Source organism: Curvibacter lanceolatus ATCC 14669 (genome assembly GCF_000381265.1).
Classification (GTDB): Bacteria; Pseudomonadota; Gammaproteobacteria; order Burkholderiales; family Burkholderiaceae_C; genus Curvibacter; species Curvibacter lanceolatus.
The window spans coordinates 156,866-182,043 of the sequence record NZ_KB906262.1 but is presented as its reverse complement, the minus strand read 5'-3'; the positions used below and the strand labels follow the sequence as shown (position 1 = coordinate 182,043).

The window sequence follows — 25,178 nt, the reverse complement described above, 5'->3', positions numbered from 1 at the left end:
AGTAGGCTGCGGGCGCCCTTGCGCGCCCTTTCGCGCCCTTTCGCGCCCTTTCGCCCCCTGCCAGCCCCCTGCCAGCCCCCTGGCAGCCCCCTGGCAGGGGGCATTTTCTTCACGCATTGCTGAAAGAAACTTCATGGCCGGCGCCCGCGGTTTGGGCTTAAATTACCGGCTCTTGCCGCCGGCCTGCGCTGGCGTGCACGCTGTTGTCCAGAAACCGTCCGGATCCATGCCATGAACGCCTCCTTGTCCGCGCCGACCACCGACCACCGCCACCGCGCCGAGCGCCAGGCCCAGGTGGTGGCGGCCCTGCAGGCCGTGCTGCCCGCCCATGCCCTGCTGTGGCACAACGAAGACACCGTGCCCTACGAGTGCGACGGCCTGACGGCCTACCGCGAGCGCCCGCTGGTCGTGGCTCTGCCCGAAACCGAAGACGAGGTGCAGGCCGTGCTGCAGGCCTGCCACGAACTGCAGGTGCCGGTGGTGGCCCGCGGGGCTGGCACCGGCCTGTCGGGGGGCGCCATGCCGCACAAGATGGGGGTCACGATGTCGCTGGCCAAGTTCAACCAGATCGTGCGCATCGACCCGGCCAGCCGCACCGCGGTGGTCCAGGGCGGCGTGCGCAACCTGGCCATCAGCGAGGCCGCGGCCCCCTTCGGCCTGTACTACGCGCCCGACCCCAGCAGCCAGATTGCCTGCACCATCGGCGGCAATGTGGCCGAAAACTCAGGCGGCGTGCACTGCCTGAAATACGGGCTGACGGTGCACAACGTGCTCAAGGTGCGCGGCTACACCATGGCCGGCGAAGCCGTCGAGTTCGGCAGCGATGCCCTGGACTGCCCGGGCCTGGACCTGCTGTCCATCGTGATCGGCAGCGAAGGCATGCTGGCCGTGACCACCGAGGTCACGGTGAAGCTGGTGCCCAAGCCGCAACTGGCGCGCTGCATCATGGCCAGCTTTGACGACATGCGCAAAGCCGGCGATGCGGTGGCTGAGGTGATTGCCGCCGGCATCATCCCGGCCGGCCTGGAGATGATGGACAAGCCCATGACCGCCGCCGTGGAAGACTTTGTGCACGCGGGCTACGACCTGAACGCCGAAGCCATTCTGCTGTGCGAGAGCGACGGCACGCCCGAAGAGGTCGAAGAAGAAATCGGCCGCATGAGCGAGGTGCTGCGCCGCTGCGGTGCCACCGCCATCGCGGTGAGCCGCGACGAGGGCGAGCGCCTGCGCTTCTGGAGCGGGCGCAAGAACGCCTTCCCGGCCAGCGGCCGCATCAGCCCCGACTACATGTGCATGGACTCGACCATCCCGCGCAAGCGCCTGGCCGACATCCTGCTGGCCATCAGCGAGATGGAGAAGAAGTACCAGCTGCGCTGCGCCAACGTGTTCCACGCCGGTGACGGCAACCTGCACCCGCTGATCCTGTTCGATGCCAACGACCCCGACCAGCTGCACCGCTGCGAGCTGTTCGGCGCCGACATCCTGGAAACCAGCGTGGCCATGGGCGGCACCGTGACCGGCGAGCACGGCGTGGGCGTGGAGAAGCTCAACAGCATGTGCGTGCAGTTCAGCCCCGAGGAGCGCGAGCAGATGCTGGGCGTGAAGCGCGCCTTCGACCCGCGCGGCCTGCTGAACCCGGGCAAGGTGATCCCGAGCAAGCACCGCTGCGCCGAGTACGGCAAGGAGCTGGTGCGCGGCGGGAAGATCAAGCATCCGGATCTACCTAGATTTTGACCCCCCTGAGTCGCCTTCGGCGCCATCCCCCAGGGGACGACACCAGCGGCCTGGCAAAGCCAGCTCCGCGGTGTCTGCTGGCGTGGCTTGCTCCGCAGCCTTTTGAACGGTGAAGCCCCTCTTGTTCAGATGCAGCGCCCAATGCCGATATCTGGGTAGGGCCCCAATTTGACGCCATCGCCCCCGAGGGGGACGACACCAGCGGCCTGGCAAAGCCAGCTCCGCGGTGTCTGCTGGTGTGGCTTGCTCCGCAGCCTTTTGAACGGTGCGGCCCCTATTCTTCAGATGCAGCGCCCAGTTGCATATGTCTGGGTAGTGCCCCAATTTGACGCCATCGCCCCCCAAGGGGACGACACCAGCGGCCTAGCAAAGCCAAAGCCGCGTTCATCTTGAACGTCCGGGCTGCGGCGGGGCTCAGGCGGCGACGGGTTCGCGGGCGGGGTGGCCGACCTGGTCGAGGGCGGCGGCCAGTTGGCCGACGGTGCGCTCCACGTTCTGCCATTTTTCGAGGCCGAACAGGCCGATGCGGAAGGTGCGGAAGTCGGCGCCCTCGTCGCATTGCAGCGGCACGCCGGCTGCGGTCTGCAGGCCCACGGCGGCGAATTTCTTGCTCGACTGGATGTCGGCGTCCTCGGTGTAGCTCACCACCACCCCGGGGGCCTGGAAGCCAGGCGCTGCCACGCTGGGGATGCCGCGCGACTCGAACAACTGGCGCACGCCGCGGCCCAGTGCCCATTGCGCTTCGCGCATGCGGGCAAAGCCCAGGGCCTGGGTTTCCTTCATGGTGTCACGCAGGCGCACCAGGGCGTCGGTGGGCATGGTGGTGTGGTAGGCGTGGCTGCCGTTTTCGTAGCTCTCGGTGATCTGCAGCCACTTTTTCAGATCGCAGGCAAAACTGGTGCTGGTGGTGCCTTCGATGGCCTGGCGGGCGCGCTCCGACATCATCACCATGGCGCAGGCCGGCGAGCTGCTCCAGCCCTTTTGCGGCGCCGAGATCAGCACGTCAACACCGGTGTCGCGCATGTTGACCCACACCGCCCCCGAGGCGATGCAATCCAGCACGAACAGGCCGCCCACCTCGTGCACGGCCTCGGCCACGCTGCGCAGGTAGTCGTCGGGCAGGATCATGCCCGAGGCGGTTTCAACGTGCGGGGCAAACACCACGGCGGGCTTTTCGGCGCGGATGGTGGCCACCACCTCGTCGATGGGGGCCGGGGCCCAGGGGGCCTGAGACCCGGGGGCCACGCGACGCGCCTTGAGCACCGTGACCTCTGACGTGATGGCGCCCATCTCCAGGATCTGCGACCAGCGGAAACTGAACCAGCCATTGCGCAGAATCAGCACCTTCTTGCCGCCGGCAAACTGACGCGCCACCGACTCCATGCCGAAGGTGCCGCTGCCGGGCACCAGCACGGCACTGTGGGCGCCATAGACCTCTTTGAGCATGTCGCCGATGTCGAGCATGACGCGGCGAAACCGCGCCGACATGTGGTTGAGCGCGCGATCGGTGTAGACCACCGAGAATTCGAGCAGACCGTCGGGGTCCACCTGGGGCAAGAGTCCGGGCATGTTGTGTCTCCGTCAGACGCCGGGTGAGAGGGCACGCCATCCGTGCCTGTTGACCACCCGGAACCGGATCACTTTAGCACGGCCCCTGCGGGCCCGCTGCCCCGCCTGCGGCCTGGGCCACGGAGCCCATCGAGCTTGCATTTGATGCAGCGCAAACACCCGTGCCGCCCCGTCAGAAAACCCCATTGAAGGCATGGAATTTGCGCCCGGAGCGCTCAGCCCCCACGAAGTGACACGGTGTGTCACAACCCGGCGCAAGCCGGGCCCCGCGGGGTGTTCCGCACCGTTCAACGACAAGGAGATGGACCATGTCTTTCAAAACCACCCTGATGCTCGGCGCCCTGCTGCTGGGCGCCCAGGCCGCACAGGCCGACGCCACGCTGGACGCCCAGATGAAGGCCCTGGCCCTGGGCAGCGGCTGCCTGACCTGCCACCACATCGAGTCCGGTGCCAAGAGCGCCGACGGCAGCAAGCCCATCGGCCCCAACTGGCAGGACGTGGCCCACAAGTACAAGGGCCAGGCCCAGGCGCTGGACACCCTGGTTCAGACCGTGATGCAGGGCTCCAACCCCTACAACAGCCACTGGAAGGGGCAGGCCAGCGGCCTGGCCATGCCGCCCAATGCCGTGGCCATCAGCCAGGCCGATGCGAGCAAGCTGGTGGGCTGGATCCTGAACCTGCCCTGATCAACCTCTGAGCACGCGCTGAAAGCACAACGCCGCCCCAGGGCAAACCCGGGGCGGCGCAGCACTGTCACTTTTTGGAACGCTCCAGGCCGAAGCAGGTGACAAGCGGTCTAAGCGCTTGTTCCCGTGCTCAAGGCGCCTGCCAGGGCACCTGGGCCGCGGCAAAGGCCTTGGCCAGCCGCCCGTCCGCCACCACGGCATTGAGCGCGGCCTGCAGGGCCTGCGCCAATTCAACCGAGGGCTTCTTGACGGCCATGCCCACGGCCCAACCGTCACGCGGGGCGCGGGGCATGGGCAGGGCCTCGATGAAGAAGCGCTTGTCGTCGCCCAGCACCGAGTACAGCTCGGAGGCCTGTCCCGCCGCCGCATCCACCTCGCCATCGCGCAGCAGCCGGGCTGCCGCCGTGCCATCGGGCAAATGGGTGGTCAACAGATCGCGGTAGGCCCCCTGGTCGGCGCCGATCAGCAACCAGCCGGCCAGCGATTGCCCGGCCACGGCCACCTTGTGGCCCTTGAGGGCGGCCAGGCTCTCCAGATCGGGCAGCCGGTCCAGCCGACGCGCCATCACCACCCGCTCGCGGTAATAGGGCCCGAAGATCAGCACCTGGCGCTCGGCGTCCATCAGGGGCTTGTCCACCGGCACATGCAGCAGCACATCGGCCGGGCCGTAGCCCAGGTAATGGCCTTTCCAGACCATGTTGCGCAGGTCGTCGCCCATTTTTTCGTCGGCGTCGAAAGGCAGCAGGTTCAGCTTGAGCCCCAGCTGGGCGGCCAGCAGGCGCGCCAACTCGGCATCGATGCCCTTGCCTTTGACGTTGAAGGGCGGGTTGTCGTTGTAGATCGCCACCGACAGCACCCCGCGCGCCTGGATGCGCGCCCAGGCGGATTCCTCCTGGGCCTGGGCCGGCCAGGCCAGCGGGGCGGCCGCCAGGGCCGCCGAGGCCTTCAACAGGCTGCGGCGGGCAATCACTTGGCCTCCGCCAGGGGTTTGACGCGCAACGATTCCAGGTAGGTCTTGATGGCCCAGGCCGCCTCCTGCGACAGGATGCCCTCAAAGCCCGGCATGTAGACCGCGCCATTGCGGGTCACACCATGGCGAAAATGCCCCACGAACCAGTCATTGACATCGCGCAGGCAGGCCTGCTGCTTCTTGGCGTCGCGGATGGAAGCGCAGTCGTCATCCAGATGCCGCAGGTCGGGCGCGATGCCGCCCGAGATGGCCTCCAGGCCATGGCAGCGGGCGCAGTTCTGGTTGAAGCCCGAGGCGCCGATGCGGATCGCCTCGGGGTTCTTGCTGTAGGGGTTGTCCACCCGCCACTCCTCACCCAGCTTGGGCAGGTTGCCGGTGTCCACCGCCTGGGGGGTGACATCGCCGTGGGCGTGCGCCAGGCTGCTCAAGGCCAGCAGCAGGGCACCGGCCCAGCGCAAAGGGCGGCAGAAAATGGAAGTCGGTTTCATGGTGTCTCCGGGTTTTTTGTTGATAAGCGGTAGGCACTTGTCAGCAAAGCGCATGCCAAGCCCCGTACCCTCGCACCGCCCCCTAGGACAACTCCGCATGACATGCACCCCCTTGCGCTATAGCGTGGCAGGCCGTTGCTCCAATCTGTGACGCTGGACCAGGATTTGCTAGCCAAGCCTCTTGAGCGAGTTGAACAACGACAAATGACAGCCCCCAGGGCTGCAGGAGACAAACGCGATGAAACCCCTTGTGCCCCACGAGCTGCGCAGCTTTGCCCCTGTGCGCGCCACGATGAGCAGCGACCTGGCCCCCCTGGCCGAACCCCACGAAAGCGTGATCCGTGATTCGCACGACCGCTGCCTGGAGCTGGGCCTCAACCCGCGTGACCACATCGACTACACGATGGAGACCCTGGCCGACTTCAAGCTGGCCCAGGAGCGCTGTGCCCGGCTGCAGGCCCAGGCCCTGCCAGTGATGGAGATGCTGCTGGAGCAGGTCAGCGGCACCGGCAACATCGTGTGCCTGGCCGACGACAAGGGCACCATCCTGATGTCGGCGGGCCACAGTGGCTCGGTCGATTTTGCCGAGCGCGTGGCGCTGCGCCCCGGGGTCAGCTGGTCCGAAGCCGCCAAGGGCACGAACGCGGTCGGCACCGCCCTGGTCACCGAGCGCGACATCTTTGTTCACGCCAACGAGCACTACATCCAGTCCAACCACGTGCTCACCTGCTCGGCCTCGCCCATCATGGACCACTCGGGCGGCGTGATCGGCGTGCTCGATGTCACCGGCGAACACTACAGCTTCCACCCCCACACCATGGCCCTGGTGCGGGTGGCCGCGCGCACCATCGAGAACTACTGGTTCTGCGACAACTTCAGCCGCAACCTGCGCCTGCACTTCCACTTCCGCCCCGAGCTGATCGGCACCATGGTCGAGGGCGTGATCGCGCTGAGCGCCGACGGCAAGATCCTGGGCGTGAACCGCGCCGGCCTGCAACTGCTGGGCACCAGCAGCGCGGCGGCCCGCATCCAGGGCGTGCGCGTGGTGTTCGGCATGGACTTCGGCGCCCTGATGGACCGCCTGCGCAGCCACAGCATGGCCCCCTTGCAGATGCGCCTGCCCGATGGCCGCATGCTCTATGCCCGGGCCCAGTGCAACGACGCCTCGCTGGGCCAGCACTTCCACTTCGGCCAGACCCGCGCCAGCGAAGCCCGCGCCCACGCCACGCCTGCCAGCCCGGCCCCCGAGGCCCCCGCTGCAACACCCTCTACACGCGCGGCCACGGCGGCACGCCACGCCCCCGACCTGAACGAACTGGCGCGCGGCGATGCCCGACTGGCCCAGGTGGTCGACCAGGTGCGGCGCGTGCTCGACCGCGACATCCCGATCCTGATCCTGGGCGAAACCGGCACCGGCAAAGAGGTGCTGGCCTCGGCCCTGCACGGCGCCAGCCAGCGCAAGGACCAGGCCTTTGTGGCCGTCAACTGCGCCTCCATCCCCGAGACGCTGATCGAGTCCGAGCTGTTCGGCTACGAAGAGGGCGCCTTCACCGGTGCCAAGCGCCGCGGCTCGGCCGGCAAGCTGCTGCAGGCCCATGGCGGCACGCTGTTCCTTGATGAGATCGGCGACATGCCGCTGTCGCTGCAGGCCCGCCTGCTGCGCGTGCTGCAAGAGCGCAAGGTGGTGCCGCTGGGCGGGCAGAAAGCCCACGACGTGGACATCAACCTGGTCTGCGCCACCCACCGCAACCTGCGCGAGATGATCGAGCGCGGCGAGTTCCGCGAAGACCTGTACTACCGCATCAACGGCCTGGCCGTGCGCCTGCCCCGCCTGTGCGAACGCACCGACCTGCGCGTGGTGTGCCGGCGCCTGATCAGCCAACTCTCGCCCCAACACCCCTTGGGCATCAGCGAAGAGCTGCTGGCCGAGTTCGAGGCCTACGCCTGGCCGGGCAACCTGCGTCAGCTGCACAACGTGCTGCGCACCGCCTGCGTGATGGCCGGCACCGACCGCGAGATCACCCGCGTGCACCTGCCCATGGACTTCCTCGAAGACCTGAGCAGCGCGCGCGGCCAACGTCAGACCGGCCAGGGTGCCCAGAGCGGCCAAGCCGCCGGGGCCACCCCCACCCTGCCGCTGCAGAGCGCGGGCGGAGACACCGCCTCGCTGGGCGAAGTGCTGCACGAACTCAAGCTCAGCACCATCCGCCAGACCCTGGCCGCCTGCAACGGCAATGTGACCGAGGCCGCCAAGCGCCTCAACATCAGCCGCAACACCATCTACCGCAAGCTCAAGGCCGTGGGCGACCGGCCCGCCTGACCCCCTGGGGAAAACCAGGGCCCGGCGTGACACCGATGGAGCACCGGTGTCACACCTCGGAGATGCAACACCGTTGCACAACACCACGCCGCCTGCTCTGTTCCGCCTCACCCGCACCGATGGCCCTGCGTCCCGGGGGCTGAGGCGCCCCCCCGGCACCAACGCCCCCCTGAAAACCCCTACAAGCCCCCCTTCGCGGGGCTTTCGGCACGGGCTTTGCAGAACACCCAGCCTCTGCAACCCGCCAGCCAAGACACCCACCCCGCCATGCTCTCCGTGCGCCACCTCAGCAAAAGCTATGGCTCTCGCCAAGCCCTCCAACAACTGGGGCTGACGCTGGCCGGCGGCCAGTTCTGCGTGCTGCTGGGGCCCAATGGCGCCGGCAAGTCGACCCTGTTCCAGTTGCTCACCGGCCTGTTCATGCCCGACAGCGGCGACATCGAGGTCGATGGTCTGAACCTGCGCCACGCCGCCGCGCGCGCCCTGGCCCGCATCGGCGTGGTGTTCCAGCAGCAGTCGCTCGACCTGGACCTGAGCGTGCGCCAGAACCTGCTGTTCCATGGCGACCTGCATGGCCTGCCGCGCGCCCTGTGCCGTGAGCGCATCGCCAGCGATGCGCCCGGCCTGGGCCTGGACAAAGACCTGGACCGCCCGGTGCGCGAGCTCTCGGGCGGCACCCGGCGCAAGGTGGAGCTGGTGCGTGCCCTGCTGCACCGCCCCGGCCTGCTGCTGATGGACGAGGCCACCGTGGGCCTGGACCCACCCTCGCGCCACGACCTGCTGCGCACCGTGCGCCAGGACGTGGCCCAGCGCGGCACCAGCGTGCTGTGGGCCACCCACTGGGTCGAGGAAGCCGCCCAGGCCGACCGCGTGCTGGTGCTGCACCAGGGCCAGTTGGTGGCCGACGGCAGCCCGGCCGAGGTCACCCAGGCCCTGGGCGCCGACACCCTGGAAGCCGGCTTCATCCGGCGCACCGCCGCCCGCGGCTGAACGCCGCACCGCTCTAGCCCCTTGAACGCCATGCCCCACGCTCTGTTTTCCCCCACCCGCTGGCTGTCAGCCCTGGCCCTGGCCGGGCTGCTGCACGGCGCCGCCCAGGCCCAGACCCTGGCCCTGGTGTCCAGCGAGAAGGACAACGCCATCACCGTCATCCGCCTGGCCGACCTGCAGCTGCAGGCGCCCATCCCCACCTGCAAGCGCCCGCGCCACATGCAGCTCAGCGCCAACCGGCAGCAGTTGCTGGTGGCCTGCAGCGACAGCGCCGCGGCCGACGTGATCGACCTGCGCAGCCTGACATCGGTGGACCGCATCCCCCTGAGCGACGACCCCGAGATCTTCGACCTCTCACCCGACGGCCGCACCTTCTACGTGTCCAACGAAGACGATGCGGCGCTCAGCATCATCGACGCGGCCAGCCGCAAGATCGTGGCCAGCGTGCCGGTGGGCCGCGAGCCCGAGGGGGTGAAGGTGTCGGCCGACGGCAGGACGGTGTATGTCACCTCCGAGGTGGCCAACAGCGTGCACGTGATCGACACCGCCAGCCGCAAGCTGGTCAAGACCATTGCCGTGGGCCAGCGCCCGCGCCGCATGGCCCTGAGCCCGGACGGCAAGGAGCTGTGGGTCAGCAACGAGCTGGGCGCCAGCATCAGCATCATCTCGACCGCCGAGCAAAAGGTCGTGCACACCCTGACACTGGACCTGAAGGGCGCCCGCGCCAGCGACATCACCCCGGTGGGCCTGCTGATCGGGCGCGACGGAAAGCGCGCCTACGTGGCCATGGGCCGGGCCAACCATGTGGCCTTCATCGATGTGGCGAGCCGCCAGATCACCGAGCGCGTGCTGGTGGGCCGGCGCGCCTGGGGCCTGGCCTTGAGCCAGGACGAATCGCGCCTGTACGTGGTCAACGGCCTGTCGGACGACCTCACCGTGGTCGACGTGAAGGCCGCACGGGCCTTGAAGAGCGTGCCCGTCGGGCGCGTGCCCCACACCGTGGTGCTGTACTGATGCGCGCCGCCTTTCACCGAAGCCTGATCGCCACGGCACTGGCCCTGGCCGCCACGGCCAGCCAGGCCGCCGCCTGGAAGCTCACCCTGATCGAACAGGCCGACCCGCCGGCCTGGCAGCGACAACAGTTGGAACGCGCCTACCCGGGCCACAGCGGCGGCTCGCTCAAGGCCGCCATCGCCCTGGGCCTGGAAGACGCCCAGTTCGAAACCCAGGCCGCCCAGACCACGCTCAAGCTGCAGACCGAAGCCAGCCCCAGCCTGGAGGCCGCCCGCGAGGCCGCCCGCCAGGCCGAGAAGGCCGGCGCCCAGGCCCTGCTGCTCGACCTGCCGGCCGACTGGGTGCGCGCCGTGGCCGGCGCCGTCAAGCTGCCGGTGCTCAACCTCGGCGCGCGCGACCAGGCCCTGCGCGAGCGCGACTGCCTGCCCCAGCTGTTCCACCTGATCGCCAGCGAGCGCATGCGCGCCGACGCCCTGGCCCAGGCCCTGGCCAGCCGCAAGTGGGGCCAGGTGCTGCTGCTCAGCGGCAGCGCCCCGGACGACGCCGCACGCAGCCAGATCGCCCAGCAGGCCCTCCAGCGCTACGGCCTGAAGCTGGTGGCCCAGCGCCCCTTCAAGCTCTCCACCGACCCGCGCGAGCGCCAACTGGCCAACCCCTTGCTGCTCACCGGTGGCCTGGCCTACGACGTGGTCTGGGTGGTGGACAGCGAGGGCGAGTTCGCCCGCAGCCTGCCCTTCAACAGCGCCAGCCCACGCCCGGTGGTGGGCGATGGTGGCGTGGTGGCCCTGGAATGGCAGGCCCAGTACGAACGCTATGGCGCACCGCAACTGTCGCGCCGCTTCCAGAAGGCCACCGGGCGCGCCATGCAGGCCACCGACTGGGCAGGCTGGGTGGCCGGCCGGGCCCTGGCCAACGCCGCCCTCACGCAACGCCAGACCGACGCCCAGGCGCTGCGCCAGGCCCTGGGCTCGGTCAGCGTGGACGGCGCCAAGGGCGTGGCCCTGCAGTTCCGGCCCTGGGACCGGCAGCTGCGCCAGCCCCTGCTGCTCAGCGACGGCCAGGGTGTGCAGGCGCTGGCCCCGGCCGAGGGCGTGCTGCACCCGCGCAATGCGCTCGACACCCTGGGCGCCGACGAGCCCGAAAAGCTCTGCAAGGGGCAGCCATGAGCCTGTCGCTGCATCACCTGCTGCAGGCCATGCGCGCCATCGTCTGGCGCGAGCTGCTCAAGTTCTCGCGCCAGCGCGGGCGCCTGGCCTCGGCCCTGGTGCGGCCGCTGCTGTGGCTGGCGGTGTTTGCCGCGGGCTTTCGCAATGTGTTCGGGGTGGCCATCGTCGAGCCCTATTCCACCTACATCCCGTACGACGTCTACATCGCCCCCGGCCTGATCGGGATGGTGATGCTGTTCAACGGCATGCAGTCCTCGCTGGCCATGGTCTACGACCGCGAAATGGGCCTGATGCGCCTGCTGCTGGTGGCCCCGCTGCCCCGCTGGTGGGTGCTGGCCTGCAAGCTGGCCGCCACCGCCGTGCTGTCGCTGCTGCAGGCCCTGTGCTTTGTGCTGATCGCCTGGGCCCTGGGCACGCCGCTGCCGCTGTGGGGCCCGCAGCTGCCCGCCGTGCTGCTGGCCAGCAGCAGCGCCGCCCTGATGCTGGGTGCGCTGGGCCTGCTGCTGAGCGTGCACATCAAGCAGCTCGAGAACTTCGCCGGCACCATGAACTTCGTCATCTTCCCGATGTATTTCATGTCCACCGCGCTGTACCCGATGTGGAAGCTGCAGGAGTCGGGCGCCGAATGGGTGTACCAGGTGGCGCGCTTCAACCCCTTCACCCACGCCGTGGAGTGGATCCGCTTCGCCTTCTACGGCCAGGACGCGGGCGCCTCGCCCTGGGTGGTGCTGGGCACCGGCGCGCTGTGCTTTGTGCTGGCCTGCTGGGGCTACGACCCGCAGCGCGGCTTTGGCGCGCTCAGCAAGCGCGGGGGGGGCGCATGAGCCCGTGGCGCCCTCTGCGCCGCAGCCCGGCCCTGGCCGAGCCCCTGTGGCTCGAATGGCTGGCCCTGGGTGGCCTGCTGGTGTTCGGCACCTGGCTGCTCGGGGTGCGCGGCGTGTGGGCCCTGCTGCTGCATGCCGACCCCACCGGCCTGACCCTGGTCATCTTGGCGGTGTTCGCCTGCAGCACCGCCTGGTGCGGCAGCCGCGCCAAGGCCTTGCAGGCGCAGCGCCAGGCCCTGGAGGCCAGCCTGCGCCCCGGCAGCCCCGGCCAGGGCTGGGCCCATGACTACTGGCTGGCCTGCCGGCAACCCGGCGGCGATGCCGCCACCGCGCTGGAGGTGCTGCTGGAGCACAGCCATGGCCCGCATGGCACGGCCTGGTGGGTCAACGGCATCCAGCTCAAGCTGGGCCTGCTGGGCAAGGTGATCGGCTTTTGCATCCTGGCGCTGAACATCGGCCAGTTGCAAAGCCTGGACGCCAGCCAGTCCAGCGAGTTGCTCAAAAGCCTGACCACCGGCCTGGGCGTGGCCCTGCTGACCACCATGGTGGGGCTGGTGGCCAACATCCTGCTGGGTCTGCAGCTGACCCGGCTCGACCGCTACGCCGACAGGCTGGTGGCCGATTGCCAGCGCCACGGGCTGAGCCGCCACCCGCAGCATCACCAGGCGGGCGTGCCATGAGCCTGCGCCACCGGCGCCGCGCGCGCGAGCAAGAGGTCGACCCGTTCTACGACATGTTGTTCAACATGCTGATCGCCTTCGTGTTCTGCTTTCTGATCGCCTTGCTGGTCATGAACCCCAAGGCCCTGAAGGCCGGCGACATCCCCTCCAAGGCCGAGTACGTGATCACCGTGTCGTGGCCCGACCTGAACCCCAACGACCTCGACACCTGGGTGCAGGATCCGGGCGGCAAGCTGGTCTGGTTCCGCAACCGCGAGGCCGGCCTGATGCACCTGGACCGCGATGACCGCGGCATGTCCAACGACGTCATCACCGTCAATGGCCGCCAGGTGGTCAACCCGCTGAACCAGGAGGTGGTCACCCTGCGCGGCATCGCCCCGGGCGAGTACACGGTCAACCTGCAGTACTACGAAACCCGCAACGGCCAGCCGGTGGATGCGACGGTCTCGGTGCTCAAGGTCAACCCGCGCGCCGAGGTGGTGTTCTACGGCAGCCTGAAGCTCATGCGCCCCGGCGACGAGGTGACCGCCGTGCGCTTCACCCTGCTGCCCGACGGCAGCGTGGCCCACATCAACAACCTGCCCAAGACCCTGGTGGAACGCCTATGACCCTCGCCATCGAACTCGGCGCCGCCGTGCTGGCCCTGCTGTGCGCCCTGGCCCTGCTCTGGTCGCACTGGCCGGCCTGGCTCAAGGCCGCGCTGCTGCTGGGCGTGACCGTCTTCTACTTCTTCGCCCACGACGAGGTGAACAACATCGCCGGCTGGCCCAGCCCCCACCGCCTGCCCGAGCGCTTCCAGCTGCTGGCCGCCGCCATCGAGGAGCCCACCCAGCGCAACCCCGGTGCCCTGTACCTGTGGGTCAACGCGGTGGAGAACGGCCGCCCCCAGGCCCAGCCGCGCGCCTACCGCCTGCCCTACACCAAGGACCTGCATGCCTTGCTCAACGACTCGCTGAAAAAGGTGCGCGAAGGCGTGAGCCAACTCGGCACGCTGGAGCCGCAGCGCGGCCGCCCCGGTCTGTCGTGGCTGCGCCCGGGCAGCGACGAGCAGGTGGTGAAGCTGCGCGACATGCCCAAGCCGCAGTTGCCGGAGAAGTGAGCCATGTCGCTGCGCCTTGCCCCTGCCGTGCTGATCTGCTGCGCCCTGGCCCTGTCCGTGCTGGTGGCAGGCTGCGACCGCGCGCCCGCCAGCAGCGACTACTTTCCGCTGGCCAGCGGCCAGCACTGGACCTACACCGAGACCACCGAACGTGACAACGGCCAGCGCAGCCAACGCAGCCTGCGCCTGGACAACCTGGGCCAAGACCGCCTCGACGATGAGCCCGCCTGGCACCGCTACAGCGACGACGGCATGCACTACTGGCTGCGCAGCGACGACAGCGGCACCTACCGCGTGGCCAGCCGCTTCGAGCTCGACGAGTTCTACACGCCGGACGCCACCCGCCGCTACGTGCTCAAACAGCCCCTGAGCGTGGGCACCAGCTGGCAGGCCGACACCGCCCCCTACCTGCTGGAGCGGGCCCAGCAGTTTCCGCCCGAGATCCGTCACACCCACCCGGCCGTGCCCATGGTCTACCGCATCGAGGCCACCGACGAAGCCGTGGACACGGGGGCCGGCCGCTTCGAGCACTGCCTGCGCGTGCAGGGCGTGGCGGCCCTGCACCTCTATGTGGACGCCGCCACGGGCTGGAAAGACCTGCCCCTGATCACCCGCGAGTGGTACTGCCCCGGGGTGGGCCTGGTGCGCCTGAGCCGCGAAGAACACACCGCCTCCAGCTTTGTCACGGGCGGCACCCTCACCCTGGATCTGCAATCATGGCCCTGAGCCCCGCCCCCACCCGCGTCCCCACCCACGCCCCCTTCTCGCGCCGCCACGCCCTGCTGGCCGCCCTGAGCCCGCTGCTGGCCAGCCGGCCCGCCCAGGCCCAGCCCGGCAACCCCGGCGTGATCACGCTCTACGTGCCCTGGCCCGCCGGCGGCGCCACCGACGTCACGCTGCGCATGCTGGCCGAGCTGGCGGGCCAGCAACTGGGCCAGAAAATCATCATCGAGAACCGCCCCGGCGCCGGGGGCAGCCTGGCCATGCCCCTGCTGCAACAGGCCCCGGCCGACGGCAGCGTGCTGGCCCAGATGCCGCAGCCGGTGTTCCGCATCCCCTTTCTGCAGAAGGTGACCTGGGACCCGATCCGCGACACCACGCCCATCCTGCAGATCAGCGGGGTCACCTTCGGCATCCTGGTGGCCAGCAACAGCCCGCTGCGCCACCTGGGCGACCTGCTCGACTTTGCGCGCCAGCACCCGGGCGAACTCTCGGTGGCCACCAACGGCAACGGCACCACCCCCCATGTCGTGATGGAAGAGCTGCTGAGCGAGCAGGGCCTGCGCTACATCCACGTGCCCTACAAGGGCACGGCCGAGCAGATGCTGGCCGTGGCCGCCGGCCAGGTGATGGTGGGCGTCAATTCGAACGGCTTTGCCCCCTATGTGGACAGCGGGCGCCTGCGCCTGCTGGTCACCTTCAGCGAGGCCCGCACCCGGCGCTGGCCCCAGGTGCCCACGCTCAAAGAGCTGGGCTACCCCATCGTGGCCACCTCGCCCTACGGCCTGGTGGGGCCGCGCGGCATGGCGCCCGAGCTGGTGCAACGCCTGCACGCCGCCTTCAAGGCCGCGCTGTTCCACCCGCGCCACCTGGCCGAACTGGCCAAGTACGACCAGGAGCCCGCCTACCTGGGGCCGGCCGACTATGGCCGCTCCATGGCCCAGGCCTACGCCCTGGAGCGCCGCCAGGCCGAGCGCCAGGGCCTGATCGCGCCCAACGCCTGAGGAGCCACACCATGCCCAAGCACCTGCCCCCCGCCCCCCGCCCGCCCCGCTGGCAGCGCGACCTGCTGATCATGGGCGCCTGCGTGCTGCTGGGCTGGGCCGCCTCGGTGCAGGGCAACTGGTTCGAGCATTTCTCACGCTTTGCCCAACGCCATGAACGCTGGCAGCTCGACGAATGGCCCCTGGGCCTGCTGCTGCTGTCACTGGGCCTGGTGTGGTTTGCCGGGCGACGCCTGCGTGAGCTGCGCGCCATGCTGGCCGAGCGCGCCGCCGCCGAGCAGCGCATTGCCGAACTGCTGACCCACAACCAACACCTGGCGCGCCAGCTGATCCGCGTGCAGGAGGCCGAGCGGCGCAGCATCGCGCGCGAGCTGCACGACGAGTTCGGCCAGGGCTGCACCGCCATCCGCATCGAGGCCCGGCTGCTGAACCGGCCCGAGGCGCCAGAGGCCGTGCGCCAGGGCGCCCAGCGCATCGCCCGCAGTGCCGAGCACCTGTACGGCCTGGTGCGCGAGCTGCTGGTGCGCCTGCGCCCGCACAGCCTGGACAGTCTGGGCCTGGAAGCCGCCCTGCACGAGCTGTGCGAAGGCTGGGAGGCGCAGACCGGCGTGGCCTGCCGGCTGCACACCCAGCTGCCCGAGCAGCCCCTGGACGACGCCGTGGCCGTGACCCTGTTCCGCCTGGTGCAGGAGGGCCTGACCAACATCGCCCGCCACGCCGGTGCCGACGAGGCCTGCGTGACCCTGCAGGCGGCGCGCTGGCCCCACCAGCCCTTGCAGTTGCAGATCGAAGACAACGGCTGCGGCCTGCCCGGCGCGGCCAACGATGAAAGCGCGGCCCCGCCCCGAACGGGCTTCGGCCTGGCCGGCATGCGCGAACGCGTGGCGGCCCTGCAAGGCGAGTTGCAGTTCGACAGCGCGGCCACGGGCGGACTGCGCATCCACGTCACCCTGCCCGCGGAGCGCGCCGCATGATCCGCATCCTGCTCATCGACGACCACCCCGTGGTGCGCGCCGGCTACCGCCGCCTGCTGGAGCAGGAGAGCGATCTGAGCGTGGTGGCCGAGTGCGCCGACGCTGACAGCGGCTACGCCGCCTTTGTGCGCGAGCAGCCCGACCTCAGCATCACCGACCTCTCGCTGCCCGGCGCCAGCGGCCTGGACGCCCTGCGCCGCATGCGGGCCCGCCAGGCCGAGGCCTGCGTGCTGGTGTTCAGCATGCACGACTCGCCGCATGTGGTGCGGCGCGCCTTGCAGGAAGGGGCGCGTGGCTTTGTCAGCAAGAACGCCGAGCCCGAGAGCCTGATCGCCGCCGTGCGCGCCCTGCGCCAGGGCCAGCGCTACCTGAGCCCCGACCTGCCGCCCAGCCTGCTGCGCGAGGCCGCGCCCTGCGACGACCAGCTGGCCAGCCTGAGCCCGCGCGAGTTCAGCGTGTTCCGCCTGCTGGCCGAAGGGCGCAGCGCCGCCGAATGCGCCGAGCTGCTCAAGCTCAGCCCCAAGACGGTGGCCAATGTGCAGACCCTGGTGAAGGAGAAGCTGCAGGTCAGCACCTCGGCCGCGCTGGTGCACCTGGCACTGCAGCAGGGCCTGATCTCTGGCGCCATGACGGCCAGCGCCATCTGAGCCCGGGCCGAGGGGCAGCGCGGGAATTTTTCCCTGGGCCGTGAGAGCGCACGGCGCTAACTTTCAGCCCTGGAGACAAGCCGCCTGGCGCCCGCCGTTTTTCAAGAGGCGAGCGACCCAGGCCCCACAACAAAGAGAACCGCCGTGAACACCCTGCGCCTGCCCCAACGCCCCTTTCAAGCCTCCCGCCCCCTGCGCCTGCGTGTGCTGACTTCGGCCCTGTGCGCCCTGGGCTTTCAATCGCTGGCCTGGGCCGCCGACACCCTGGAGGTGGCCCAGCTGAGCACCGTCAACGTGGTGGGCAGCACGCCCATCGATGGCATCGGCGTGCCGCTGGCGCAGGTGCCGGCCAATGCCCAGAAGATCACAGGCCAGGAGGCCGAGGCCCAGGGCGTGAGCAACCTGGCCGAGCTGCTCAACAACAACCTGGGCTCGGTCAGCGTGAGCAATGGCAGCGGCAGCCCCTACCAGAACGATGTGAACTACCGCGGCTTCCAGGCCTCGTCCCTGCTGGGCGCACCGGTGGGCCTGTCGGTCTACTTCGACGGCGTGCGCATGAACGAGCCCTTCGGCTCCATCGTCAACTGGGACCTGATCCCCGTGAACGCCATCGCGGGCGTGGATGTGCTGCCGGGCTCCAACCCGCTGTTCGGGCTCAACACCCTGGGCGGGGCCCTGGTGGTCAACACCAAGAACGGCCAGGACAACGCCGGCACCTCGATCACCGCCCAGGGCGGCTCGTTCCAGCGCAAAGCCTTGCGCTTCGAGACCGGCTGGGCCGATGCGGCGCTGGGCACCGACCACTTCATCGCCGGCAACTGGGACCAGCAGGCCGGCTTTCGCAGCCACTCGAGCTCCGAGGTGCGCCAGCTGTTCGGCAAGACCCGCTGGCAGGGCAACGGCGGCAAAACGCGGCTGGAGTTGTCGCTGACCGCGGCCGACACCGTGCTCAACGGCACCCAGGCCCTGCCCATGGACATGATGGCCAACCCCAGCGCCGCCTACACCTGGCCCGACAGCACGGCCAACCAGCTGTTCATGGCCAAGCTCAAAGGCAGCCACTGGCTCAGTGATGAGCAGCAGATCAGCGGCCAGTTCTACCTGCGTCAGGGGCGCAGCCGCAACGTGAACAGCAATGCCGAGCTCGACGACGGCTGCCTCAACGACGATGGCAGCCTGGCCCTGTCGGGAGGCAGCCCCAAATGCGGCAACAAGGCCCCCCACGGCACGGCCACCAATGCCGTCACCTCGGCCGCCGCCCAGGGCTTGGGCTTTGCCCGCTGGACCAGCAGCATCAACACCAGCGTGGTCGAATCGCTGACGCGGCAGCAGGGCTGGGGCAGCAGCGTGCAGTGGTCCGACTTCCAGCAACGCCTGGGGCGCGACAACACCCTGCAGATCGGTGCCAGCTGGGACAGCGCGCGCATCACCTACGACCAGACCCGCACCCTGGCCCGCCTGGTCGACTACCAGACCGTGCAGGCCCCCAACCAGAGCTATGGCTTCACCGCCGACGGCAAGGCCCCCTCGGCCAGCAACCCCTTGAGCTTCAGCGGCTCCAATGTGCTGGGTTCGGTGAACCTGGTCTCCACCACCCACCAGTTCAGCACCTACCTGAGCAACACCTGGCAGGCCAGCGAGCGCCTGAGCCTGACGGCCGCCGGCAGCTTCAATGCCACCATCCTCAACCAGAGCGGCACCAGCAACCAGTACCTCAACGACGACGGCGGCTACAGCTGGACCGACACGGTCAGTGGCGTCAGCTACTACAACCCCGCCTACCTCGGCGCCTACCCATACTCGAACACCACCGCCAGTGGCGCCAAGCCCTCGGCCAATGGCATCCCGGCCGGAGCGGTGGCCGGGCCCGAGTCGCACAGCCTGAATGGCAAGCACCACTACCAGCGCTTCAACCCCTCGTTCGGCTTCAACTACCCGCTGGACCGCAGCACCGGGGTGTTCGGCCAGTACAGCGAAGCCATGCGGGCGCCCACCTCGATCGAGCTGTCCTGCGCCGACCCCAAGAGCCCCTGCGCCCTGCCCACCGGCTTCAATGGCGACCCCGACCTCAAGCCCGTGGTGGCCAAGACGGTCGAGTTCGGCGCCCGCGGCCGCCTGGGCGAATCCAGCCGCTGGAACGCCGCTGTCTATGACACCCGGCTGAGCAACGACATCCAGTTCATCGCCACCTCCTCTTCGCTGGGCTACTTTGCCAACGTGGGCAACACCGAACGCCGCGGGCTGGAGCTGGGCGCCCAGACCCGCTTCAAGGACCTGACGCTGGCGGCCGACTACGGCCTGGTCGATGCCCGCTACCGCACCCCCTTCACCACGGCCAGCGGCCAGAACGTGGTCAGCGGCAACCGGATCCCGGGCATCGCCCGCCAGACCCTGAAGCTGCGCGCCAGCTACCAGGCCAGCGCCAGCCTGGTGCTGGGCAGCCAACTGATCCTGGCGGCCTCGCAGATCGCCCACGGCAACGAAAGCAACCAGACCCCGGGCGGCACGGTACCAGGCTACGGCGTGCTCAACCTCGACGCCCACTGGCGCCTCAGCCCGGAGCTGCAACTCAACGCCCACCTGAGCAATGCCCTGAACAAGACCTATGCCACCTACGGCATGTCGGGCCTGCGCAGCGTCTACACCCTGGCCAGCCAGCAGTTCATCACCCCGGCCGCGCCGCGCGCCCTGTGGGTCAGCTTGACGTATACCTTCGGGGGGCGCGCCACGAACTGAGGGGCCTGGGCGCAGTCGAAAAGGCCGCCGTCGCGGCCCGACGAGCATGCCGTCGATGGGGCCGGTTCAGCTCAGGCTCACACCTGCACCAGACCCGGCGTGGCCTGCCAGCGGCCCGACTTGTCGACCACCAGCACATCCACCGCCCATTGCGGGGCCAGTTGCAGGGCGCCCTCGAAGCCGGCCACGAACATCACCTTGGTCAGGGCATCGGCCAGCGCGCACGTGGACGCGGCCACGGTGACGGCGGCCAGCCCGGTGGGGGAGTAGCCGGTGTGCGGATCGAAGATGTGGTGATGCCGGCGGTCAGCGCTGAAGGTGGTCTGGTTGTCGGCCGAGGTGGCGATGCAGCGCCCACCCAGGGCCAGCCGGGTCAGCATGGCGCTTTCGTCGCGCGGGTTGGCAATGCCCAGCACCCAGCCGCGCTGCGCATTGGGCCGGCCCAGGGCGGCCCATTCGCCGGTGTTGATCAGGGCATGCTCGATGCCGTGCTCGCGCAAGGTGGCGCGCACCCGGTCGGCCGCGTAGCCCTGGGCAATGCCGTTGAGGGTGACGGCCATGCCCGGCACGCCCAGGCTGATCTGCTGCGGGTCCAGCTGCAGTTGACGCCAGTCGACCTTGGCACGCGCCTCCGACACGGCCTGGGCGCTGGGCAACTGCCCCTCTCGGCCGGCCGACTCGAAGGCCTCCCACAGGGGCTGCACCGTCACATCGAAACTGCCCTGGCTGCGTGCCGACACCTGCTGCGCCAACTGCAGCACCTGCAGCAGGTCGGCATCGGGCTGGCGCAGCCGCCCGTGGCGGTTCAGGCGGCGCAAGGCACTGTCGGGCAGGAACAGGCTCATCTGCGACTCGATGTGGTGCAGCGTGGCCACCGCCGCGTCCAGCGCCGCGTCGGCCTGCTCGCCGTCGCGGTGGGCCACCCGCAAGGACAGCACGGTGCCCAAGGCCACCATGGAACGGTCTCGCCAGACCAGGCCCTCCAGCGCCAGATCGCTGGCAAAGCGGCGCGGCGCCCGCCGCTCGGCGCCAAAGGCCCGGCCCAGCATGCCGGTGGCCCCCAGCCCCAGGCTGGTCTGCAAGAAAACGCGCTTGTTCATGTTGTCTCCTCCTGAATCGACATCGGCTGCAAAGGGATCACGCGGATCACGCGGGCGCGGCCCGATTGGCGTTGCTGCTGGATGCGGGGCACGCACAAGCTGTCGCTCTCATAGATCACCACGCAGTCCAGGCACTGAAAGCACTCGTCGTAGTCCACCCGGCCGCTGCGCTCGATGGCCTGGTAGGCGCAATCGCTGCGGCAGCGCTGGCAGGGTTGGCCGCACTCGCTGCGCCGCGCGATCCAGTCGAAGCGGCGCAGCCGCCCGAGCCAGACCATGCCCGCCCCCAGCGGGCACAGGTAGCGGCAATAGCCCTTGTAGAAAAAGGCGCTGAAGCCCACCAGCGCCAATGCCCGCAGCACATAAGGCCAGGCCCGCACGAAGTTGAGCGTGATGCTGGTCTTGAAGGGCTCGACCTCGACCAGGCGATCGGTCCAGGTCACCGACAGGCAGGCGCTCAGCAGGATGACGATCAGCACGACGTGCTTGACGCGCTTGAGCCGGGCGTCCCAGCGCTCGGGCACCTTGCGCGCCCGCAGGCCCAGGCGCCGCGCCAGCTGGCTGCTCAGGTCCTGCAGGGCGCCGAAGGGGCACAGCCAGCCGCAGAAGGTGCCGCGCCCCCACAGCACAAAGCTCAGCGCCACAAAGGCCCACAGCGACACGGTCATGGGGTCGTACAGGAAGAAGTCCAGGCTGCGCCGCGCCAGCAGCGCCTGCAGCAGGGCCGTCAGGTTGACGACGGACAGCTGCCCCTGGGCAAACCAGCCGATGAAGCCCAGGGTGAACAGCAGGTAGCCGTTGCGAAACCAGCGCAGGCGCTGCGGGTGCCGGCTCAGGCGCTCGGGGCGGCTCAGCACCACCGCCAGCACCGCCAGGGCCAGCACCAGCACGGCCAGCTCCCAGGCGCGGCTGATCCAGATGCTGTGCCAGGTCTTGCTGTCGCTGGCCCCGGCCTCCACGTAGGCCTCGGGCAGGCGCACGGAGAAGTCGAAGCTGCGCCGCACCTTCTCGGGGTAGATGGCGCCCTTGCTGCGCGTGACCTGCAGGCCGAAATCGAGCGGCTGGGCCGGGTCCAGCCCGGCCGCACCGATGACGCGGAACACCCGCCACTCCGCGCCCTTCAAGGCCTCAGGCAGGTGCAGGGGCTGCTTCAGGTCGGTGTCGAGGTCGCGCATCTCCAGCGGCAGCTTCTGCTGCTGCAGGGTCAGGCGATCGGGCACGGCACCGCGCACAAAGTCGTCACCCAGCATCGAATAGCGCCCCTCGGCCAGCAGCAGCAAGGCGTGGTCGCCGGGCTCGATGCTGCGGTTCAGGGCCTCCCAGTCGGCCGGGCTCAGCAGGTTGCGCCCCACGGCCGGCACACTGAGCCAGGCAAAGTGCAGGTCGACAAAGCGTTCCTCGGGGCGGGCCAGGGCCTGGGCATCCTGGCCCTCACCCACGGTGCCGGCAAAAGCCTGCTCGATGTCGCGGTTGAGAAAGCGCCGGCTCACCACCAGCCCCGCCTTCTGCAGGCCAGCCCAGTCCAGCGGCTGGAACACGCCGGGGCGGATGTGGGCGATCAGATCGGGGTCGCGCCCCTCGCCAAAGCCGAGACGGGCACGCGCCACCTTCAGCGAGGCCGACAGCAACGACTGGTTGAGGATGCGCACCGAGGCCGTGGCCTTGGCCACCCCGTCGATGCTGACGTTGCTGCCCGAGCGATCACCCCGGCCCTGCGGCGCACCGATGCGGATGTTCTGCGTCAGCGACAGGCCCTTGTACTGCTCGACGAAGGCATGCATGGGCGCCTCGCCCAGGCCGTCGAGAAACACCGGCTCGTGCTGCGACAGCACACGCACATCCATGAAACGGCCCTTGGCATCGAGCAGCACCAGCAGGTTGAAGGGCGTGCCCGAGAACCCGGGCAGGGGCGCCAGGTCGATCGACTCGAAGGCATAGGCCACCACCGGGGTCGCGGTGGCGTCTTGCTTGAGGATGGGCCAGACCGGCAGGTCGCTCGCCTTCTCACCCACGATGAGGGGCGAGGGAAAGGCCTTCTCCATCGCGGCGCGGTCCATCACGCCGGCCTGGGCCAGGCTGGCCAGGGCCCACAGCAACAGGCTGGCAAGCCAGGGCCACAGCCCCCTCCAGGCAACAGGGTTGCGGGTTTTCACGGAGCGCGACAGACCCGCCACGGCGGCTGTGACACGCGGACGACTGCAACAGTCGCGACAAGGCCATCGATTCATTCTGGTACAGCTCTCCGGGTATTCACGGAGCCCTGGAGGGGCTCTTTGTCATGCTGCACCGCACCCTGCCGGCGTCTCTGCAGGTCCACACCGAACCTGGCCGCCCCCCAAGGGGCCACCCCTCTGAAAATCCCGTTCTGCAAGGGAAAAAATCCCGCATTCCGAGGCCTGGTCACGATCAGCAATCGCGGTTTTCAATGCAGGTTTCGGGCCCGCACCCCCCGGGTTTCCACGGAGCCGAAAGCGCCGCTCGCCGAGCGTGAAAGGACTGGTACGCATATTGCGGAGAAGGCCGCCGGGTACATGTCGTTTCACCCAGGATGAGTACAACGAGGAGATCAAGATGAAACTGAAATTGTTGGCCGCTTTGATGGCCGTGGGCATGGGCGTCGGCAACCAGGCAGCACATGCCGTGGTGACGCAGGAGATGGTGGACAACGCCGCCGGCGACACCAAGGAGGTGTTGACCTGGGGCATGGGCAACGAGGGCCAGCGCTACTCGCCGCTCAAGCAGGTGAACACCGACACGGTGAAGCGCCTGGTGCCGGCGTGGAGCTTCTCCTTTGGCGGCGAGAAGCAGCGCGGCCAGGAGTCACAGCCGGTGATCCACAACGGCAAAATGTTTGTCACGGCCTCTTACTCGCGCATCTACGCACTGGATGCCGCCACCGGCCAGAAGCTCTGGAAGTACGAGCACCGCCTGCCCGAAGGCATCATGCCCTGCTGCGACGTGGTCAACCGCGGCGCCGCCCTGTTCGACAACCTGGTGATCTTCGCCACGCTGGACGCCCAGCTGGTGGCCCTGAACCAGGACAACGGCGAAGTGGTCTGGAAGGAAAAGATCGACGACTACCGCGCCGGCTACTCGGCCACGGCCGCCCCCATCGTGGCCAACGGCCTGCTGCTGACCGGTGTGTCGGGCGGTGAGTTCGGCGTGGTGGGCCGCGTCGAAGCGCGCGATGCCAAGACCGGCCGCCTGGTCTGGACCCGCCCCACGGTGGAAGGCCACATGGGCTACACCTACGACAAGGACGGCAAGGCCACCGAAAACGGCATCTCGGGCGAGACCAACAAGAGCTGGCCTGGCGACCTCTGGAAAACCGGCGGCGCAGCCACCTGGCTGGGCGGCACTTACGACAAGCGCACCGGCCTGGCCTACTTCGGCGCTGGCAACCCCGCGCCCTGGAACAGCCACCTGCGCAAGGGTGACAACCTGTTCTCCAGCTCCACCGTGGCCATCGACGTGAAGACCGGCCAGATCAAGTGGCACTACCAGAACACGCCGAATGATTCCTGGGATTTCGACGGGGTGAATGAATTCATCACCTTCGACATGGACGGCAAGCGCGTGGGCGGCAAGGCCGACCGCAACGGCTACTTCTATGTGAACGACGCCACCACCGGCAAGCTGATCAACGCGTTCCCCTTCGTGCGCAAGACCACCTGGGCCAATGGCATCGATCTGAAGACCGGCCGCCCGAACTTCGTGCCAGAAAACCGCCCGGGCGACCCGACCGCCGGCGCCGACGGCAAGAAGGGCAGCGCCGTGTTCGCCGCCCCCGGCTTCCTGGGCGGCAAGAACCAGATGCCCATGGCCTACAGCCCGGACACCAAGATGTTCTACGTGCCCGCCAACGAATGGGGCATGGAGATCTGGAACGAGCCCATCGCCTACAAGAAGGGCGCGGCCTACCTGGGTGCCGGCTTCACCATCAAGCCCCTCAACGAGGACTACATCGGCGCGCTGCGCGCGGTGGACCCGAAGAGCGGCAAGATCATGTGGGAAGTCAAGAACAACGCCCCGCTGTGGGGTGGCGTGATGACCACCGCCGGCAACCTGGTGTTCTGGGGCACGCCGGAGGGCTTCCTGAAGGCCGCCGATGCCAAGACCGGCAAGGTGGTGTGGCAGTTCCAGACCGGCTCGGGCGTGGTGGCCCCCCCGGTCACCTGGCAGAAGGACGGCCAGCAGTTTGTGGCCGTGGTCTCGGGCTGGGGTGGTGCGGTGCCGCTGTGGGGCGGCGACGTGGCCAAGCGCGTGAACTTCCTGGAGCAAGGCGGCAGCGTGTGGGTGTTCAAGCTGGCTGACACCAAGTAAGCCGGGCTGCCAAGCCTGTGCCACCCGCGCCGCGGCGGGCCCCGATCTCCGGGGCCCGCCGCGGCGTTTTTCATCGCCGGGCCGCCCCAAGATGAAAAAACCCCCATGGGGGGCAGCGACCACGCGCAGCGAGG

General features: G+C 69.0%; 21 protein-coding genes. 16 read left to right on the top strand and 5 right to left on the bottom strand.

Features of this window, described 5'->3' with window-relative positions; genetic code table 11:
* Nucleotides 1-231 precede the first annotated feature (231 nt).
* Nucleotides 232-1,734 (top strand): FAD-linked oxidase C-terminal domain-containing protein, encoded by a 1,503-nt coding sequence (locus F624_RS0118365; protein WP_019575803.1) that lies wholly within the window; start codon nucleotides 232-234, stop codon nucleotides 1,732-1,734.
* Between the two features lie 414 nt (nucleotides 1,735-2,148).
* Here F624_RS0118365 and F624_RS0118360 read toward each other — a convergent pair whose 3' ends face one another.
* Nucleotides 2,149-3,303 carry a pyridoxal-phosphate-dependent aminotransferase family protein gene (locus tag F624_RS0118360; RefSeq protein WP_031255465.1) on the bottom strand — a complete coding sequence of 385 codons (1,155 nt, stop codon included), beginning with the start codon at nucleotides 3,301-3,303 and terminating at the stop codon, nucleotides 2,149-2,151.
* Nucleotides 3,304-3,611: 308 nt separating this feature from the next.
* Here F624_RS0118360 and F624_RS0118355 point away from each other — a divergent pair, with 308 nt between their 5' ends.
* Nucleotides 3,612-3,989 (top strand): c-type cytochrome, encoded by a 378-nt coding sequence (locus F624_RS0118355; protein WP_019575801.1) that lies wholly within the window; start codon nucleotides 3,612-3,614, stop codon nucleotides 3,987-3,989.
* Nucleotides 3,990-4,119: 130 nt separating this feature from the next.
* Here F624_RS0118355 and F624_RS0118350 read toward each other — a convergent pair whose 3' ends face one another.
* Both F624_RS0118350 and pedF read right to left on the bottom strand, forming a co-directional pair.
* The gene (locus F624_RS0118350; RefSeq protein ID WP_019575800.1) at nucleotides 4,120-4,959 is read right to left on the bottom strand and encodes a substrate-binding periplasmic protein; all 840 of its coding nucleotides are present in this window, start codon (nucleotides 4,957-4,959) and stop codon (nucleotides 4,120-4,122) included.
* Nucleotides 4,956-5,447 (bottom strand): cytochrome c-550 PedF, encoded by a 492-nt coding sequence (pedF, locus tag F624_RS0118345; RefSeq protein ID WP_043426201.1) that lies wholly within the window; start codon nucleotides 5,445-5,447, stop codon nucleotides 4,956-4,958. The genes F624_RS0118350 and pedF overlap by 4 nt, the downstream gene beginning before the upstream one ends.
* Before the next feature lie 238 nt (nucleotides 5,448-5,685).
* Here pedF and F624_RS0118340 point away from each other — a divergent pair, with 238 nt between their 5' ends.
* From F624_RS0118340 to F624_RS0118280, 13 genes are all read left to right on the top strand, one after another.
* Nucleotides 5,686-7,767 carry a sigma-54-dependent Fis family transcriptional regulator gene (locus tag F624_RS0118340; protein WP_019575798.1) on the top strand — a complete coding sequence of 694 codons (2,082 nt, stop codon included), beginning with the start codon at nucleotides 5,686-5,688 and terminating at the stop codon, nucleotides 7,765-7,767.
* A 267-nt stretch (nucleotides 7,768-8,034) separates the two neighbouring features.
* On the top strand, nucleotides 8,035-8,757 hold the full coding sequence (locus tag F624_RS0118335) for an ATP-binding cassette domain-containing protein (RefSeq protein WP_031255459.1): 723 nt from the start codon (nucleotides 8,035-8,037) through the stop codon (nucleotides 8,755-8,757).
* A 30-nt stretch (nucleotides 8,758-8,787) separates the two neighbouring features.
* Nucleotides 8,788-9,771 carry a PQQ-dependent catabolism-associated beta-propeller protein gene (locus F624_RS0118330; RefSeq protein WP_019575796.1) on the top strand — a complete coding sequence of 328 codons (984 nt, stop codon included), beginning with the start codon at nucleotides 8,788-8,790 and terminating at the stop codon, nucleotides 9,769-9,771.
* A complete protein-coding gene (locus F624_RS0118325; protein ID WP_019575795.1) occupies nucleotides 9,771-10,937 on the top strand; it encodes a type 1 periplasmic-binding domain-containing protein in 1,167 nt (388 codons plus the stop codon). Before F624_RS0118330 ends, F624_RS0118325 begins: the two co-directional genes overlap by 1 nt.
* Nucleotides 10,934-11,761, top strand: coding sequence for an ABC transporter permease (locus F624_RS0118320; protein WP_019575794.1), 828 nt, complete (start codon nucleotides 10,934-10,936; stop codon nucleotides 11,759-11,761). Before F624_RS0118325 ends, F624_RS0118320 begins: the two co-directional genes overlap by 4 nt.
* On the top strand, nucleotides 11,758-12,441 hold the full coding sequence (locus F624_RS0118315; protein ID WP_019575793.1) for a MotA/TolQ/ExbB proton channel family protein: 684 nt from the start codon (nucleotides 11,758-11,760) through the stop codon (nucleotides 12,439-12,441). Before F624_RS0118320 ends, F624_RS0118315 begins: the two co-directional genes overlap by 4 nt.
* Complete coding sequence (locus tag F624_RS0118310) at nucleotides 12,438-13,049, top strand: hypothetical protein (RefSeq protein WP_019575792.1); 612 nt, start codon at nucleotides 12,438-12,440, stop codon at nucleotides 13,047-13,049. The genes F624_RS0118315 and F624_RS0118310 overlap by 4 nt, the downstream gene beginning before the upstream one ends.
* The gene (locus tag F624_RS0118305; protein ID WP_019575791.1) at nucleotides 13,046-13,540 is read left to right on the top strand and encodes a hypothetical protein; all 495 of its coding nucleotides are present in this window, start codon (nucleotides 13,046-13,048) and stop codon (nucleotides 13,538-13,540) included. Before F624_RS0118310 ends, F624_RS0118305 begins: the two co-directional genes overlap by 4 nt.
* A gap of 3 nt (nucleotides 13,541-13,543) precedes the next feature.
* A complete protein-coding gene (locus tag F624_RS0118300; RefSeq protein WP_019575790.1) occupies nucleotides 13,544-14,266 on the top strand; it encodes a hypothetical protein in 723 nt (240 codons plus the stop codon).
* Entirely contained in the window at nucleotides 14,257-15,264 is a 1,008-nt protein-coding gene (locus tag F624_RS0118295; RefSeq protein ID WP_019575789.1) for a tripartite tricarboxylate transporter substrate binding protein, read from the top strand. Before F624_RS0118300 ends, F624_RS0118295 begins: the two co-directional genes overlap by 10 nt.
* 11 nt (nucleotides 15,265-15,275) lie before the next feature.
* Nucleotides 15,276-16,238: a histidine kinase gene (locus tag F624_RS32625; protein WP_019575788.1), complete on the top strand. Its 963-nt coding sequence runs from the start codon at nucleotides 15,276-15,278 to the stop codon at nucleotides 16,236-16,238.
* Nucleotides 16,235-16,885 (top strand): response regulator transcription factor, encoded by a 651-nt coding sequence (locus F624_RS0118285; protein ID WP_019575787.1) that lies wholly within the window; start codon nucleotides 16,235-16,237, stop codon nucleotides 16,883-16,885. The genes F624_RS32625 and F624_RS0118285 overlap by 4 nt, the downstream gene beginning before the upstream one ends.
* A gap of 144 nt (nucleotides 16,886-17,029) precedes the next feature.
* Nucleotides 17,030-19,621, top strand: a complete 2,592-nt coding sequence (locus F624_RS0118280) for a TonB-dependent receptor (RefSeq protein ID WP_019575786.1) — start codon at nucleotides 17,030-17,032, stop codon at nucleotides 19,619-19,621.
* Between the two features lie 77 nt (nucleotides 19,622-19,698).
* On the opposite strand, the gene F624_RS0118275 is transcribed toward F624_RS0118280, so the two are convergent.
* Both F624_RS0118275 and F624_RS0118270 read right to left on the bottom strand, forming a co-directional pair.
* Nucleotides 19,699-20,721: an FAD:protein FMN transferase gene (locus F624_RS0118275; protein ID WP_019575785.1), complete on the bottom strand. Its 1,023-nt coding sequence runs from the start codon at nucleotides 20,719-20,721 to the stop codon at nucleotides 19,699-19,701.
* Nucleotides 20,718-22,778: a 4Fe-4S binding protein gene (locus F624_RS0118270; RefSeq protein ID WP_425387319.1), complete on the bottom strand. Its 2,061-nt coding sequence runs from the start codon at nucleotides 22,776-22,778 to the stop codon at nucleotides 20,718-20,720. Before F624_RS0118270 ends, F624_RS0118275 begins: the two co-directional genes overlap by 4 nt.
* A 514-nt stretch (nucleotides 22,779-23,292) precedes the next feature.
* Here F624_RS0118270 and F624_RS0118265 point away from each other — a divergent pair.
* Nucleotides 23,293-25,044, top strand: a complete 1,752-nt coding sequence (locus F624_RS0118265; protein ID WP_019575783.1) for a PQQ-dependent methanol/ethanol family dehydrogenase — start codon at nucleotides 23,293-23,295, stop codon at nucleotides 25,042-25,044.
* The last annotated feature ends 134 nt before the right edge of the window (nucleotides 25,045-25,178 follow it).

Excerpts from the sequence above, each read along its gene's own strand:
- F624_RS0118365 (WP_019575803.1), top strand. The coding sequence starts at position 232 with ATGAACGCCTCCTTGTCCGCGCCGACCACCGACCACCGCCACCGCGCC.
- F624_RS0118360 (WP_031255465.1), bottom strand. The coding sequence starts at position 3,303 with ATGCCCGGACTCTTGCCCCAGGTGGACCCCGACGGTCTGCTCGAATTC.
- F624_RS0118355 (WP_019575801.1), top strand. The coding sequence starts at position 3,612 with ATGTCTTTCAAAACCACCCTGATGCTCGGCGCCCTGCTGCTGGGCGCC.
- pedF (WP_043426201.1), bottom strand. The coding sequence starts at position 5,447 with ATGAAACCGACTTCCATTTTCTGCCGCCCTTTGCGCTGGGCCGGTGCC.
- F624_RS0118340 (WP_019575798.1), top strand. The coding sequence starts at position 5,686 with ATGAAACCCCTTGTGCCCCACGAGCTGCGCAGCTTTGCCCCTGTGCGC.
- F624_RS0118335 (WP_031255459.1), top strand. The coding sequence starts at position 8,035 with ATGCTCTCCGTGCGCCACCTCAGCAAAAGCTATGGCTCTCGCCAAGCC.
- F624_RS0118330 (WP_019575796.1), top strand. The coding sequence starts at position 8,788 with ATGCCCCACGCTCTGTTTTCCCCCACCCGCTGGCTGTCAGCCCTGGCC.
- F624_RS0118325 (WP_019575795.1), top strand. The coding sequence starts at position 9,771 with ATGCGCGCCGCCTTTCACCGAAGCCTGATCGCCACGGCACTGGCCCTG.
- F624_RS0118320 (WP_019575794.1), top strand. The coding sequence starts at position 10,934 with ATGAGCCTGTCGCTGCATCACCTGCTGCAGGCCATGCGCGCCATCGTC.
- F624_RS0118315 (WP_019575793.1), top strand. The coding sequence starts at position 11,758 with ATGAGCCCGTGGCGCCCTCTGCGCCGCAGCCCGGCCCTGGCCGAGCCC.
- F624_RS0118310 (WP_019575792.1), top strand. The coding sequence starts at position 12,438 with ATGAGCCTGCGCCACCGGCGCCGCGCGCGCGAGCAAGAGGTCGACCCG.
- F624_RS0118305 (WP_019575791.1), top strand. The coding sequence starts at position 13,046 with ATGACCCTCGCCATCGAACTCGGCGCCGCCGTGCTGGCCCTGCTGTGC.
- F624_RS0118300 (WP_019575790.1), top strand. The coding sequence starts at position 13,544 with ATGTCGCTGCGCCTTGCCCCTGCCGTGCTGATCTGCTGCGCCCTGGCC.
- F624_RS0118295 (WP_019575789.1), top strand. The coding sequence starts at position 14,257 with ATGGCCCTGAGCCCCGCCCCCACCCGCGTCCCCACCCACGCCCCCTTC.
- F624_RS32625 (WP_019575788.1), top strand. The coding sequence starts at position 15,276 with ATGCCCAAGCACCTGCCCCCCGCCCCCCGCCCGCCCCGCTGGCAGCGC.
- F624_RS0118285 (WP_019575787.1), top strand. The coding sequence starts at position 16,235 with ATGATCCGCATCCTGCTCATCGACGACCACCCCGTGGTGCGCGCCGGC.
- F624_RS0118275 (WP_019575785.1), bottom strand. The coding sequence starts at position 20,721 with ATGAACAAGCGCGTTTTCTTGCAGACCAGCCTGGGGCTGGGGGCCACC.
- F624_RS0118270 (WP_425387319.1), bottom strand. The coding sequence starts at position 22,778 with ATGGACCGCGCCGCGATGGAGAAGGCCTTTCCCTCGCCCCTCATCGTG.
- F624_RS0118265 (WP_019575783.1), top strand. The coding sequence starts at position 23,293 with ATGAAACTGAAATTGTTGGCCGCTTTGATGGCCGTGGGCATGGGCGTC.